Origin of the sequence: Desulfocapsa sulfexigens DSM 10523, from assembly GCF_000341395.1 — a bacterium.
In the GTDB taxonomy this organism is placed as follows: Bacteria; Desulfobacterota; Desulfobulbia; order Desulfobulbales; family Desulfocapsaceae; genus Desulfocapsa; species Desulfocapsa sulfexigens.
On the sequence record NC_020304.1, the window covers coordinates 629069 to 643646 of the forward strand.

At 46.1% G+C, this 14578-nt stretch carries 12 protein-coding genes; 8 read left to right on the plus strand and 4 right to left on the minus strand.

The annotated features are described in order from the left end of the window. Positions 1 to 178 precede the first annotated feature (178 nt). The 4 genes from UWK_RS02730 to UWK_RS02745 are packed head-to-tail and all read right to left on the minus strand — an operon-like array spanning position 179 to position 4208. Positions 179 to 1519 (minus strand): hypothetical protein, encoded by a 1341-nt coding sequence (locus tag UWK_RS02730; RefSeq protein ID WP_015402818.1) that lies wholly within the window; start codon positions 1517 to 1519, stop codon positions 179 to 181. Further along, positions 1503 to 2249: an outer membrane lipoprotein-sorting protein gene (locus UWK_RS02735; protein ID WP_015402819.1), complete on the minus strand. Its 747-nt coding sequence runs from the start codon at positions 2247 to 2249 to the stop codon at positions 1503 to 1505. Before UWK_RS02735 ends, UWK_RS02730 begins: the two co-directional genes overlap by 17 nt. Positions 2250 to 2275: 26 nt before the next feature. Beyond that, a complete protein-coding gene (locus UWK_RS02740) occupies positions 2276 to 3520 on the minus strand; it encodes an ABC transporter permease (protein WP_015402820.1) in 1245 nt (414 codons plus the stop codon). Further along, a complete protein-coding gene (locus UWK_RS02745) occupies positions 3513 to 4208 on the minus strand; it encodes an ABC transporter ATP-binding protein (RefSeq protein WP_015402821.1) in 696 nt (231 codons plus the stop codon). Before UWK_RS02745 ends, UWK_RS02740 begins: the two co-directional genes overlap by 8 nt. A gap of 581 nt (positions 4209 to 4789) precedes the next feature. Here UWK_RS02745 and UWK_RS02755 point away from each other — a divergent pair. The 8 genes from UWK_RS02755 to UWK_RS02795 all read left to right on the plus strand — a co-directional run bounded on the left by UWK_RS02755 (position 4790) and on the right by UWK_RS02795 (position 14578). After that, positions 4790 to 5527 carry a GNA1162 family protein gene (locus UWK_RS02755; RefSeq protein WP_015402822.1) on the plus strand — a complete coding sequence of 246 codons (738 nt, stop codon included), beginning with the start codon at positions 4790 to 4792 and terminating at the stop codon, positions 5525 to 5527. A gap of 95 nt (positions 5528 to 5622) precedes the next feature. Beyond that, positions 5623 to 6618: an OmpA family protein gene (locus UWK_RS02760; protein ID WP_015402823.1), complete on the plus strand. Its 996-nt coding sequence runs from the start codon at positions 5623 to 5625 to the stop codon at positions 6616 to 6618. Positions 6619 to 6728: 110 nt separating this feature from the next. Beyond that, positions 6729 to 7232 (plus strand): hypothetical protein, encoded by a 504-nt coding sequence (locus UWK_RS02765; protein WP_015402824.1) that lies wholly within the window; start codon positions 6729 to 6731, stop codon positions 7230 to 7232. 250 nt (positions 7233 to 7482) lie between these two features. Continuing rightward, on the plus strand, positions 7483 to 8478 hold the full coding sequence (locus tag UWK_RS02770) for an omptin family outer membrane protease (RefSeq protein ID WP_015402825.1): 996 nt from the start codon (positions 7483 to 7485) through the stop codon (positions 8476 to 8478). A gap of 122 nt (positions 8479 to 8600) precedes the next feature. Continuing rightward, entirely contained in the window at positions 8601 to 9293 is a 693-nt protein-coding gene (locus UWK_RS02775; RefSeq protein WP_153304799.1) for a hypothetical protein, read from the plus strand. 336 nt (positions 9294 to 9629) lie between these two features. Then, on the plus strand, positions 9630 to 11780 hold the full coding sequence (locus UWK_RS02785) for an HAD-IIB family hydrolase (RefSeq protein ID WP_015402827.1): 2151 nt from the start codon (positions 9630 to 9632) through the stop codon (positions 11778 to 11780). A 2-nt stretch (positions 11781 to 11782) separates the two neighbouring features. Continuing rightward, a complete protein-coding gene (locus tag UWK_RS02790; protein ID WP_015402828.1) occupies positions 11783 to 12622 on the plus strand; it encodes an HAD-IIB family hydrolase in 840 nt (279 codons plus the stop codon). Beyond that, a complete protein-coding gene (locus UWK_RS02795; RefSeq protein ID WP_015402829.1) occupies positions 12623 to 14578 on the plus strand; it encodes an alpha-amylase family glycosyl hydrolase in 1956 nt (651 codons plus the stop codon).

Below are 14578 nucleotides of genomic sequence, written 5' to 3' on the forward strand. Positions count from 1 at the left end.
CAAATCAACAACAACACCCCCAAAAACCCATTGCGACACTTCTGTATTCTGGTAGTGTGGCAAAGATCAGAACTGTAGTTTAAGAGAGGAATTGTGTGGTCTTACTTCGACGGATGTGTTGCAAGTCTTACGGATAGGTGTGGTTGGAATGGGACAGGGGATGATTTTTAGTCAGGAATCAGAAAAAGTATCGTGCCCGCAGCTCTAACTTATTGGAATTAACTTTTTCTCCGTACTCGGTGTGGCTTCCGCCATCAATCATTGAGAAATTAAGACGAAATTCCCAATTAGTGACCCCGGTATAGACAACTTCCGGGGTTATGGAATAGCTTTGATCTTCCAGATTGATAAGGGCAACTATCCCGGGACTCAAATAAAGAAGGTCAAAGGGTTCCTTCTGGCTGAACTTTGCATACAAATAATGGCGTCCTGGCTGTGGCCGGCCATATCCCTTCAGGCTCATTTCTCTGGCCCTGTCCAGCAAGTCAGTTCCAGGTTCCAAGCTTTGGGAAAACCCAGCCTCTGCAAGTTGATAAAAATCTGCCATCTCCTCCTCACTGTAGCCACCACCGTTATAATAATATTCCACAATAGACGTGACATCGTTTTCTGAGAGATAGCGAATCCCAAGCAAAGCGGAAAAGGTATCGTTTTCTTCAATGGATGAGGAGTTGTCTTCTTTAAGAATATTTTTTTTAAAACTGGGAATATACGCGGCTTCACCGTGGATCTCAAAGTGTGGCGCCAGATTGGTGGAGAAATCAAGGCCGATACTCTCGGAGCGGCTATTGCCAGTCAAGACCATCAGATCTATGTCGACATCCCTGTATAAGAGGTACAATTTCGCTGCCAGGTTGACTTCATCACTTTCGCCAAAATCATCATTGATATCATCCCATACCGGCAGCACGGCAATCGTCAGGGCAGCGGTTTGCAGAGCAGACTGCTGCCAGCTTTTAATAAAATCGCATTCCAGCGTCACATACCCCTCGAGGGCATCTTCGGGGTTATTGGGATCCTTGCGACGATTAACAAAGCCCACCGGATTCCATGCATATCCCTTTCCCCATTTATAGGATTTTTTCCCAAGCGAGAATGTAGCGGAGGGAGTGGGTTGCAGAGACACATAGGCGGCGTTCACAAGCGTAAGGTCACTCCAGCCAATGGTATCCTGTTGCGCGGCAGCCTTAAGCTGTACATTTAGACTGCTTATACCATATTCATAACTGCCATCAAGCTGTATACTGCCATAGAGCGAATCCATAGTGGATATATTGGGATCGGTAAGATTCAGGCGAGTAAAAACAGAGCCCTGGTTGATATCCGCATGCTCCCCCCTCAGCTCAACATACCCCCCGAGCTGATAGGGCTTCTTCTCAATCTCTTCAAGGTCAAAGGAGAATTCGTCACTACCATTTACAGGAGCAGCAACTAACAGCAAACCAGACAGCAATAAAATCTTTGAAAAAAGAGATACAGTTATTCTACGATGAACTGTCCCTTTACTTTCGTAATTCATTAATCCGAGACATATAATTCAAGGTAAAGACTTCATCGGCAAATTCTTTTTTCTCTACCTTGGCAAAGAGCATCACCGACCGATAGCCCTTATGTAGAGGACTGTCTGTTTCAAGGAGTGACGGCCGCACCATACCATCACCAAAATCCTGTATCTTTGAATAGTGCAGAGTTTTAATAAGCATTCCGCTCACCGCATAACACTCGATATCCAAAGGCAGCAAAGACTCCTTATCAACCGTCATCTTTAAATGATCGTAGGCAACGGATGGTGATTTGGCCTTAAGATCCAGCTGATAGGTTTTTTCCTGTTCACTGATACCCGTTGCATCATACTCGACGCTGTAATCGAGGCGCAGAATGTCGGAGTTATTAAAAATGCCTCCGATAACCGACTGGAGACTGGTGATACGTAGAGGTTTTCCGACATTGGGAATATAGAGCCACATATTATCCCCAAGACGCAGAGTAGCCCTTCCCTCTTCGCTGGCGGGTGAGATAAAGAGAGCAACCATTTTATCCTGTCCGGTTTTTACGGTATAGAGAACAAATTCCTTTTTTTTCCCATCGGGCTCGACGTTAATCAGTTTCCGATACATTTCGTAGGATTGAGGCTGCATGTTGGCATCGACCTGACGAAGAATCTCGTTTCCATCGAGGGCAAACGCTGTTCCTGTGTGAAGGAAGACAACAACAACTGAACATATTATTCTTTGTAATATTCTATGCATAACTTATTTATCCTTTCCTTCAGAATTCAAACATGACGCAGAGCTGTTATCGGATCCATCTTCGCAGCTTTCCAGGCAGGCTGCAAGCTGGCAAGCACCGAGATAGCAACAACAATAACTGAAACTGTGATCACCTCTGAAGTCCCTATGGTAGGTGATAGAAGCAGACCTTTCTGTCGACCAAAGTCAAAACTGATCTGAAAGATATTCATGGCATAAATGGACCCCAGACTGATAACAACACCAACAAGCGTCCCGAGCAAGCCCAGCAGAAAACCTTCCATGATAAACAGGGAAAGGATTTTATTGGGAGCAGTGCCAATGGCCGCAATGGTTCCGATTTCATTAATACGTTCATATACGGCCATTATCATCACATTCATGATACTCACCAGAACAATGGCCACCAGCATTATCTTAATAAACAGTGTCATAAGATCAATCATACGGGCAATATTGAAAAAAGGTGAAAGCTTCTCCCAGGTATGAACATCAAACACAGGTTGATCCATTTTGTTTTTTATCGACCCGAGCGTATCGTTCAGGCTGGCAAAAACAGCTTCCAGAGACTGAATCGTTCTCAGGCGAATGGCAATTTCGCTGACCTCTTTATCCTCCATGCGCAGGAGACTTCTGGCATCCTCAATATGGATAACACCATCACGCCCACCTGGCCCGGAAATCCCTTCCAGAATACCTCGAACCACAAAGGGCTGACCGTTCACCGATCCTTCCTTATTTGTGGCCACCAGCACAATTGAGTCACCCACCTGCACTTTCATTCCCTTGGCAATCAGTTCGGGAACCAGGATTTCACCCCTTTCTATGAGCCCATCCTTCTTCCCTTCGATGATCCGTTTCTCAAGCATGGGAACCGTTTTCAGCTCCTGCTTCGGGTTGACAGCGTTAAGGCGAATATTGGTGGTTTCGGTATAATTACTGAACATAGCCCCAAGCTTGAGCCGCATGGAGTACGCTTCGACATTACTATTCTGATCCAGGTTTTCTTTGACCTTGTTAATCTGTTTACCACTAAGGTTTTTGTCGAGCGGAAGGCTGTCGATGGATGCCATATATCCCTTCCGATGCACCTGCAGATGACCGAGCATGGAATCCGTGATCTGTCCTATCATCATACTTTTAAAAGAACCGGAGATAGCGACAAAGAGTAACACCGCCACTACCCCCAGAGTGATAAGAGTAGAAGTAAGCATGGTTCGTCTCATATAGCGCCTGAGATTACGCAGGGCAAGTTTCAATACATTAAACATGATCTCCTCCTTTGCCTTGCAGCAGCTTTCCATCTTCAAGGGTAAAGATCGTTTCTGCATTCCCCACAACCTTTGGATCATGAGTGGAAAAGACAAAACTCGTCCCAAATTCATCACGCATTTTTTTCATGAGTTCAATCACATGATTTGCAGTGGTTCGATCAAGGTTGGCCGTTGGCTCATCGGCCAGCACAAGACTGGCGTTGGTCACAAGGGCCCTGGCAACAGCAACCCGCTGCTTTTGGCCTCCGGAAATCTGGCTTGGAAACTTATGCGCCTGCTCCTTCATACCAACAGCCTCAAGAAGCTCCAGCACGCGTTCCTTTCTTTTCTTCTTTGGCCAGTTCAAAACCATCAGTAGGGGATATTCAACATTTTCAAAGACGGTAAGTACCGGAATCAGGTTAAAATCCTGAAAGACGAACCCGATATGCTCTCCTCTAAACCGTGCCGCCTCCTGGCGATTGAAGCTGCTTATGTCTTTTCCAACCACGGACAGAGCACCCTTCGTTGGGGGATCTAGACACCCTATCATATTCAACAGGGTGGATTTACCACTACCCGAAGGCCCGACAAACGAGACAAAAGATGCCGGCTCGATAGTGAAAGTCACCCCCTGGATTGCCTTCACAGGAATGTCTCCCGCCATATAGGTCTTTTCCAGCTGTTTTGCTACAACCACTGCCATGGTGTCTCCTTTTTTTTACAATATCTTATCAGTATTCTGCAACATCGCCTGTTCCCATACGCCGTCTGTCATCAAGCACATGGCATGCCATGTTGCGTGTTCGCATTTGTCTTACAACACAAGCTCTTAAAATAAAACAATTTAAAAATTTTCCGCACCTGCGCCCTGAAGAAGTGGGAGAATGGTGCTGTCTAATTCCTGTGCACTCTCATGGGGCCGCAAAGGGGAAGACTGTCCAGAAAATAGACAAAACGGAAGAACAAAAAAAGAAAAGAAATTTTAATCTTCACCTTTGCGTTCTCTAACGTTGAAGTATTATACTACATTTTAAAACCTGGTTACCACTAATTCTCAGCCTACCCGCATGAGGAGGAGTTGTTTCGTGTCGATCATACGGGCATCTGCGGCCAGGACGGCCGCAGCAGAGGCCCCAAAGATGGGGTTATGGCGTCCCATATAATCGATACGGAACAGCTCCGGGTTGCAAAGCTGAGTTTTGATGGTAATCAGGTTTTAAAATCATCGGAACAACTCTTGCGTACCGATACAGAAACAAAGCAACCAATAAAAAAGGAACTCCAATGCTCTCTAAAAACGGCATTACATTTTTACTTCTGGCAGCACTCCTTTTCTCTGTGATGGGATGCGGTACAACCAGTACAATAAAGAGGAGTATCATAACACGAGGTGAAGCATTTCCACAGATGTATGAGGAACAGCCCCGTTCCATTGCAATCCTCCCTCCATTAAACACAAGCACTCTCCCTGAAGCAGGGAATTACTACATGGCCACAATTACAACACCCCTCAACGCAGCCGGATATCAGGTTACCCCCGAAGAAACGGTGAAGAATGTCATAGACCAGAACACCTTACATGACAATTCACTGTATTCGCTACCGCCACAAACCCTTGGGCAATATTTCGGTTCAGATGCAGCTCTTTTCGCCCGTATCAAGCAGTGGGACGTGGCCCATACGGCACTCCTCTCAAGACTCATCATTTCAATTGAGGCTGAACTTATCTCCACAAAAACATCAAAGCAATTATGGCGTTACAACACCTCGATAAACATTGATCTCAACGCTGTCAAATCAACGGCGGGAGCGGGTTTATCACTGCTTGCAGGCATGAAAAAGGAAGATGTCGACAAAGCCACGGCAGATGCTCTCTCCCATGCCCTTCAATTGAACACAAAACTCATCAGAGATCTCCCATTCGGTCCGGGACATGAAGACTATTTGCAGGATCAGAAAATGGAGCTCATTGGCAGCATTCCCGGAAAAAGCATACTGAAACAGCCTCAAGACATAAAGTAACGCTTCATCGACACACCGGCCTTACATTTCGGGGGAGACATAAAAAACATTAAGACAGATCCTGAAAAATGACTATCAAAAGGAGAGGAATACCAGTGAAAGCCACAATAAGTGTCGCACTTGTACAATTGTTTTTTATTCTGCCAATAACTGCTGCATTGGGCCTTGCAGCCGACATTGAAGGCAGCAGAGATCATCCGCAGTTCAAACGGTATGAAGGTTCGGAAATCGTCAAATATGAACATAGGAAATATGACAGTCTTATCATTCCGCTCGGCAAAGCTACCAACTCACAAACGCTCAAAGATTCACGGGAGATTGAAGGTGCCATCACTCGCCTGACATACAAGATCCCCATGGGACGTTCTCCGCTGGAAGTCATTCGCAACTATGAAAAAGAATTGCAGGCAAATGGTTTCAAAGTGCTCTTTTCTGGCCAAAAAGATGCGTTGGGAAGCTATTTTGCAGAAGCAGCAGGATATAAAGAGATCAAATGGCCACCCAATGTTCCTGGACTTACTCTGAACAGCGACAAACAGATATACATGGCCGCTGAGAAAACTGAACCGGGTGGTTCGGCCATGGTAACTTTGTACGGTGTTGAAAACCGCTTCTGGGCTGGTAATTTAAAAAACGTTGAGAAGGGTCAGACTCTTCTTCACGTGGATATAATTGAAAGCAAAATCATGGAAGAAAAAATGGTTACAGTTGCTGCAGAAGAAATGGCAGAGCAGATCTCAGCTTCCGGCAGTATAGCACTTTATGGGATTTACTTTGATACGGACAAAAGCACTATCAAGCCTGAGTCAACAGACACACTTGAGCAGATAGCCAAGTTACTACAAGACAAAACAGACTTAAATCTTCTCGTGGTCGGGCACACAGACAACGTCGGATCATTCGGCTACAACCTAAAATTGGCCCAGGATCGTGCTGGTGCGGTAGTGAGAGAACTTGGTCAAAAGTACGGTGTTCAACCAGATCGACTCAAGCCTGTTGGCGTGTCGTATGCTTGTCCGGTTTCCTCGAACAGATCAGAAAACGGGAGGAGTAAAAATCGCAGGGTCGAGCTGGTAGAACATACTCCCTGATGGGAAGCGAAATACTTCGTCCACGGCGTTTATTTCTTGTTCGTAAAACAAATTGCCCCCCTGCGACAACCGGGAAACCACACAAACTGTTACTAAAGAGGGAGGACCCAATGAAACATTTCTTTTCTTTTACTTTTATTTTGTTTTTGAACCTTACCATAGGGTTATCAGCAGGGATCTGCTCTCAAAACAAAAACAATATCGATCCGTGCAGCCTGATAGCAACTGAAAAACTTTCTGCCATTTTTCCAACGTTACTGAAAGCAGAGAAACAGTCAGTTGGCCCGGAAACAGTCTGTAACTATCTTGACAAGATGGACATTCCGGCACTAATCATCTCAGTGACCAGGGCAGGAACCAGCGTACATCGTTCTCTCTCAATGCTTGGTTCAGGATACGTGATTGAAGATATCAGCGGTCTAGGGGACGAGGCTGCTATTGCCATTCAGCAGGCAAATCCACGGTTTGGCTTAAAAGAGGGAATTGCGGCTATGCATATCAAAAAAGGAGATCGTTCCCTGACATTCTCCTTCTTTCGTATCAGCCTGATGCCAGATGAGCCTGCGTTTGATAAAATCAAGGCACTTGCAGCGGAAATGATCGGTAAGCTATAAGCCCAAAATATTCTTAAAACCTACAAGCACATCTATCGGACAAACACTTGTTATTTAACGGATATTTCAACAGGACAGTAGGCTTGCAATAGCTCATACCATTCTGCTTTCACTTCGTTTGGAAAGAAAATTACCTTCTGAAAAATTTCTTTTGTCCTTTTTAATTCCTAAGTGATACAATTTTTTTTTATCCTTAGTATTGCACTATCCGTGTCACATTTTTTATTATCCATTACCTTAGGAGGACAGTATGAAAAGAGCATGTTTTAAGGGTTTTGAGAGAAAAGCAACACTTACAACTGCTGCTGCGATTGCCCTGATGATAGGGGCTACTCAAGTAAATGCCGCCAAAGTCAGCACTCAGGAGTCCACTGAAATGACAACTGAACGCGCAGGTGTCAGCTTTTCCGCCCGTGCAGGTGTTGGTTATCTTACAGGACAGGCCCACGAGTATGTCTATTGGAAAGAGCTGGGTGGACACACTGCCAGCGAACTTGTTTGGGATATCGATTCCATGGTCATGTTAGGGATTGGAGGAACAGTCAAACCATTGGAATGGATGAGTATAAATGGTGACGTGTGGTTTAATATCGGTGATGGTGACGGGAATATGGTCGACTATGACTGGATGGTACCCGGGATGGACTGGACTGACAGATCCACTCACGACGATACCGATGTGAGTACCGGCTTCATGTTTGATATGAGCTTGGAACTAACTGCCTTTAAAACAAGCTCTGTCTCCTTTAACGGTATTCTTGGTTTCCGCCGCGATGTTTTCGAATGGAAAGCCATGGGCGGTTCCTATATATACTCTAGTAACGGCTTTCGTGATACCGTAGGAAATTTTCCTGATGGTGAGCTTGGTATTACCTACGAACAAACATTTGATGTACCCTATTTTGGTGTAGGAATGGTGGGTGACTTTGACCAATTCCACTTCACAGCAAAATTCATTGCCAGCATGTTTGTCAGTGGTGAGGCTATAGATCATCATCATATGCGTGATCTTGTCACCACCGACGATTTCAGTGGTGAAAACATGTGGGCCATCGATATAGCAGCATCCTATGACATTACTCCATCCCTTGGAGTGGAAGCAGCCTATTTCTACGAAAGCTATGACACCATGACCGGAGACTCTACCTGGGATTTTGGCTCTGGTAACGTTTCTGTCCTCTCTGATGGGGCAGGAGCAGATCTTGAGGTCTCCATGTTCTCTCTGAATCTAATATACACCTTCTAGTAAATATTCAGCCTGGTAAGCGGTGCTACTCGTTTACCAGGCTGAGATAGGGAAGTATGCACCTTAACCGACTGTTACAGTTCATTGTTTTCTGTTTTTCTCTCTCTTGTTCCACAACCGCCATGACACAGGGAATTACCTGGACGACTCAACAGCAATCAGAAAGCAACTCCTGCAATAAAGGAAATGACTCTTCTGTTTCACGTATCTGGGTGAATGATCAACTGACATACATTGATGACGAAAACAAAATCATATCTGTAGATTATTCTACCATGCGACTGTATCACTATGATAAGGTAAGCGGACAGTGCACCCAATACCGACTGGAGTCTCAAAAGAGTGCTTCAATATCTGCAGAGTCGGACAGCAAGGTTGTCACAGCCAGTGACCTTTTACTCGCTGAAATTCAGGTTTCAGAAACCACAGAAATCAAGAAAATAAGCGGATATCAATGTAAGAAAAAAACGGCTTTACTTGGTGCTGGTTTGTTTCGCTTTAAAAATTTTGGGCCGAAAGTGTTCAACCGCTTCGGTCAGACGCTCAGTGAAGGGACAGGTAGCTACTGGGTATCAAAAGATCCGGCTATCTGGTCTCACCTGCAGACTGTAATTGAGCAACGGGTAAAATACTTTGCTGCAGTCCCGCTTCTCAATCGCATTGACCCATTGGGACTTATGGGAAAACTCAAAGGTTTCCCCATGGAGAGCACCGAAAAGAATGCTTGTCAGACTGTTACTGTTACATTGCTTGAAGCGCCGGCTGGAAGTAATTTGAAACCGGAGTTACCACCTGCCTGCCAAAGCACCCACTAATCCAAACCGGGCTCGTTGCCGTTTCCAGACAACGCCATGATTTATCTCTCCTGTTTTACTCATATCCTGCCATGGATTCTTTCCATGGTTCCTGGTAACATAGAGCATCAGCCAATCCTTTTCCACATCTCTTCAGTTGTGAAGAAGGGAGCAAAAATAGTTTGTGTGAAGCTGAGAAAATACAAAGACCTTCATGGAACGTTAACCGGCATTTTTTCCACGACAGTACGTACGACAAAGCACTCTTTGTTAAAAATCCTACAATATGGTATTGTTAACCAATAGTTTCCTAAAAGAATGTAACTTCAAAACCACTCCACACATGTTATCAAACATATGAAAAGGTATGACAAGAAAATCTACATCGTCTTGATCAGCGTTCATGGGTTGATTCGCGGCCATAACCTCGAACTTGGATGCGATGCCGACACCGGCGGTCAAACCAAATACGTGGTTGAACTGGCACGCGCTCTTGGCGAACACCCTGATGTGGAAAAGGTTGATCTCGTGACCCGTCGTATTGTTGATCCGTCAGTCAGTGATGACTACAGCCAACGCTTTGAAAAGCTGTCCAAAAATGCCCAAATAGTTCGGATTGATTGCGGGGAAGAAACATATATTCCAAAAGAACACCTCTGGGATTGCCTTGACAACTTTGCAGATTCCATCCTCGAATACATCAAACTGCAACCCGAAATACCGTCAATTATTCATAGTCATTACGCTGATGCTGGCTATGTTGGAACGCGCCTCTCACACCTTCTTGGTATTCCGCTTGTCCACACCGGCCACTCTCTCGGGCGCAGTAAGCGGCGTCAACTTCTTGCAGCCGGTTATAAAAGAGAAATTCTCGAAGCTCGCTACAACATTACCACTCGTATCGAGGCCGAAGAAACAACACTGGGTGTCGCAGAGTGTGTCATCACAAGTACCAGCCAGGAAGTTTTTGAGCAGTATGCTGCCTATGACCACTACCAGCCCGAACGTATGCGCGTCGTCCCCCCGGGAACTGATCTCCAGCAGTTTTTTGTTCCAGAAGGCAACGAAGGAAGCAGTAGCATTGCAACAGAAATCTACCGTTTTTTGAAGGACCCTGAAAAACCAATCATTCTCGCTCTTTCCCGTCCTGATCCGCGTAAGAATATTCTCCAACTTATTGCCGCATACGGTGAATCACCGGAACTCCAGCAACTCGCAAATCTTGTCATTATTTCTGGCAATCGTGGTGATATCAGTGAGATGGATGATGAAACTCAGGAAGTTCTGCAGAATATCCTGTTGCACATTGACCAGTATGACTTATACGGCAAAGTCGCCTATCCCAAGCACCATGAGCAATCCGAGGTGGCTGTTATCTACCGTCTTGCAGCCATGAGCAAGGGGGTCTTTATCAATCCTGCATTGACCGAGCCCTTTGGCCTGACTCTGATTGAAGCGGCAGCCAGTGGCTTGCCTGTTGTTGCAACCGAAGATGGTGGTCCCATTGATATTATAGGCAATTGTCAGAATGGCTACCTCATTGACCCGCTCGACCGTGAAGACATTAAGAGCAAACTTCTTGACATACTTTCCCATCAGCAGCAGTGGGAAGAATTTGCTCAAAACGGGATACTCGGTGTACGAAAACACTATTCCTGGCAAGCACATACGGAGAAATTCCTTAAGATATTGCATCCCCTGATTACCAGTACGGTCACTACCCCACCATTTCACGCCAAACGCCGTAAGCAATTGCACCATGATCGTGCATTATTCACTGATCTTGATCAGAACCTGTTGGGTAATCCTCCTGCCCTCACTACCTTCATCGAAGCCCTGCAGGCGAACCGAAAATGCGTTCTCTTTGGCATTGCCACCGGTCGGAGGCTGGATTCGGCAATGCAGGCTCTGAAGAAGCATCGGATTCCCATGCCAAACGTGCTGATAACCGGTCTTGGCACTGAAATTTATTACAACCCCAACCTGGTACCGGATGCTGCATGGGAATTACATATAGATTATCTCTGGAATCCACGGATCGTCCGCCGCGCTCTCCGGGAGTTACCGGGTCTGAAACTGCAACCGCGCCTGGAACAGGGCCGTTTCAAAGTCAGTTACTATATTGACCCACAGATTGCCCCTGATATTCAGCACATCAACAAACTACTGAACCAGGAAGGACTGGCAGCCAATGTGGTCCTCTCTTTCGGACAATACCTTGATGTCATCCCCGTCCGTGCATCCAAGGGGCTTGCCCTGCGCTGGGTGGCCGAAAGATATGAAATTCCACTCGAAAGGATACTGGCTGCAGGTGGTTCCGGTGCTGATGAAGACATGATGCGTGGAAATATGCTTGCTGTCGTGGTTGCCAACCGCCACAACGAGGAACTTTCTGACCTGGCACATGTGGATGAGATTTTCTTTGCCTCACGACCGTTCGCGGAAGGCATTCTTGAAGCTATCGAACTGTACAATTTTTTCGAGACCTGTGAAATACAGGAAACATAAACATGCGCCTTCTTGTTTGTACAGATCTTGACCGTACGTTACTTCCTAACGGCTTCGATCCAGAGTCACCCGATGCTCGCACATGGTTTCACAGACTTGCTGCACTGCCTGGAATAACCCTCGCTTACGTTACCGGGCGTGACCAGAAATTAGTACGGGAAGCTATCAATGAATACACCCTCCCTATGCCAGATTTCGTGCTCGGGGATGTGGGTTCTTCCATCTATGTGTGTAAACAACACGAATGGCATCCCATGTCAGACTGGCAGGCCCACATAGCACAGGACTGGGGCGGCTTTACCCATTCCGACATTGCAGCCTTCCTGAAGGGAAATCCAGAGATACAGTTGCAGGAAGAGAGCAAGCAGAACACATACAAGGTAAGTTACTACGCACCCATAGATACAAATCACAAAACACTTTTACCCAAACTGCAGAGTCAACTCCAGGAACACCACATCGATGCCAGCCTCATCTGGAGCCTGGACGAACCTGCCGGCAAAGGTTTATTAGACATACTTCCAGCCCGTGCCACCAAACGTCATGCCATCGAGTTCCTCATGGAAAAACATGGATACGGATTTGACAATACTGTATTCTCCGGCGACAGCGGCAATGACCTCCCGGTTCTTATCAGTCCGATCCACTCTGTTCTCGTTCATAACGCCAGCACCGATGTTAAAAGGGAAGGACAACGCATGGCAAAAGCAGCTGGAACAGAGAAAGCCCTCTATCTCGCCCATGGTGGTTTCAAAGGAATGAACGGAAATTACGCAGCAGGAATACTGGAAGGTGTCGCTCACTATCACCCTGAAATCAAAACGTTGCTGGAGTCCGATTAAATGTACGAACAAGTATCACATTCCCTGTTAAACGAAATACTCACTGACTTAAAACCTGAAATACACAAAAAGGATTTACGTCACTTTTACACCCGCCTGGGAGCAAATTTCTACTCCATCCATTCCTTATTTGCTGTTCTCTATGGCAAGCGTGATGATTTCAAGGCGCAGATGCAAAAACTGGTGGAAACCATGGCTGGACAGTATATCCAGCGCCCTGCCCACCTCAAACAGAGTGACCTTGCACGCGAAAACGACCACAACTGGTTTCTCAGTCAGGAATGGGTCGGCATGGCACAGTATGCAGATGGATATGCTAAAAACTTGTCTGAATTACAGCAACGCGTCCACTATTTTCTGGAACTCGGAGTCAATATGATCCATCTCATGCCGATGATGGTCTGTCCGCAGGGTGCAAGTGACGGTGGCTATGCTGTGAGTGATTTTCGCCAGATAGACCAACGCTTCGGCAGTCTCGAAGATCTCCATAATCTTGCCGGGGAATTTCAAAAACATGGAATTCTCCTGACTCTTGATGTCGTGCTCAATCACACTTCCAATGAACATGAGTGGGCACAAAAAGCAAAGAATGGAGACCCGACCTACCAGGAGTATTACTATATTTTTGACAATCGAGAAGTCCCTGACATGTTTGAAGTTACCATGCCGGAGGTCTTTCCGGAAACCTCTTCAGGTAACTTCACCTGGGACGAGGACATGGGCAAGTGGGTTATGACCGTTTTCAACGACTACCAGTGGGATCTGAACTATAGCAATCCTGCGGTATTCATTGAAATGGTCGATATCATTTTGTATTGGGCAAATCAGGGTGCTGATATTCTGCGCCTCGATGCAGTTGCCTTCCTGTGGAAAAAAATCGGCAGTATCTGTCAAAACGAACGTGAAGCACACCTTCTGCTGCAACTGATGAAAGACTGCTGTCAGGTTACAGCCCCCGGTGTATTGTTTATTGCTGAAGCCATAGTTGCCCCAGTCGAAATCACCAAGTATTTCGGAGAGGATGCTATCAACGCCAAAGAATGTGAAATAGCCTATAACGCCAGTCTTATGGCATTGCTGTGGGATGCGGTTGCAACAAAGAATGCCAGGTTGCTGACGCAGGGCATAAAAAGTCTGCCAGACAAACTCGAACGTGCCACCTGGCTCAATTACGTACGCTGCCATGATGATATCGGTCTTGGCTATGATGATAATGACATCCGGGCAGTGGATTACGAGCCGCATGCTCATCGTCAGTTTCTAATAGACTATTATACCGGAAAATATGGTGATTCCTCATCCCGGGGCCTTCCTTTTGGCCACAATGATAAGACCGGCGACACCCGTATTTCCGGATCACTTGCTTCACTGGTTGGATTGGAGGCGGCATTGGATTCCGGTGATCAAGCGGAAACTGAGGATGCCATTAAAACTATTTTATTATTGCACAGTCTGATCATGTCCTTTGGAGGGATTCCCCTGCTGTACTACGGGGATGAAATAGGCACACTGAACGACAACAGCTATCTTGAAGATCCGGCCAAGGCCAACGACAGCCGCTGGGCCCATCGTCCCCATATCAACTGGGAGAAAGCTGAACTGCGGAACACCCCAGGTACTGTGGAATACAAGCTCTTTTCCGCCTTGAAGAAAATGATAGCAGTACGCAAAGAGATATCAGCCTTTGCTGATTTTAACAACCGTGAACTACTTGATGTCGAAAACCCACATCTCTTCGTTTTTGCACGATTTGAGTACATTCAGCCGACGAACAGAGTATTAGTAGTGGCGAATTTTGACAGTGTACCACAACATCTGAATCTCGAAGATATTGGCCGCAAAGCATATTTTCGCAACGATACTATTCGCGACCTGTATTCAGGTGAAAAACCGGCAATGTTCAATACCGACCTGGTCATTCCGCCATACCAGTTCTACTGGTTGACAGATCAGTAA

Coding starts and splice junctions, on each gene's coding strand:
- UWK_RS02730 (WP_015402818.1), bottom strand. CDS start 1,519: ATGAATTACGAAAGTAAAGGGACAGTTCATCGTAGAATAACTGTATCT.
- UWK_RS02735 (WP_015402819.1), bottom strand. CDS start 2,249: ATGCATAGAATATTACAAAGAATAATATGTTCAGTTGTTGTTGTCTTC.
- UWK_RS02740 (WP_015402820.1), bottom strand. CDS start 3,520: ATGTTTAATGTATTGAAACTTGCCCTGCGTAATCTCAGGCGCTATATG.
- UWK_RS02745 (WP_015402821.1), bottom strand. CDS start 4,208: ATGGCAGTGGTTGTAGCAAAACAGCTGGAAAAGACCTATATGGCGGGA.
- UWK_RS02755 (WP_015402822.1), top strand. CDS start 4,790: ATGCTCTCTAAAAACGGCATTACATTTTTACTTCTGGCAGCACTCCTT.
- UWK_RS02765 (WP_015402824.1), top strand. CDS start 6,729: ATGAAACATTTCTTTTCTTTTACTTTTATTTTGTTTTTGAACCTTACC.
- UWK_RS02770 (WP_015402825.1), top strand. CDS start 7,483: ATGAAAAGAGCATGTTTTAAGGGTTTTGAGAGAAAAGCAACACTTACA.
- UWK_RS02775 (WP_153304799.1), top strand. CDS start 8,601: ATGACACAGGGAATTACCTGGACGACTCAACAGCAATCAGAAAGCAAC.
- UWK_RS02785 (WP_015402827.1), top strand. CDS start 9,630: ATGAAAAGGTATGACAAGAAAATCTACATCGTCTTGATCAGCGTTCAT.
- UWK_RS02790 (WP_015402828.1), top strand. CDS start 11,783: ATGCGCCTTCTTGTTTGTACAGATCTTGACCGTACGTTACTTCCTAAC.
- UWK_RS02795 (WP_015402829.1), top strand. CDS start 12,623: ATGTACGAACAAGTATCACATTCCCTGTTAAACGAAATACTCACTGAC.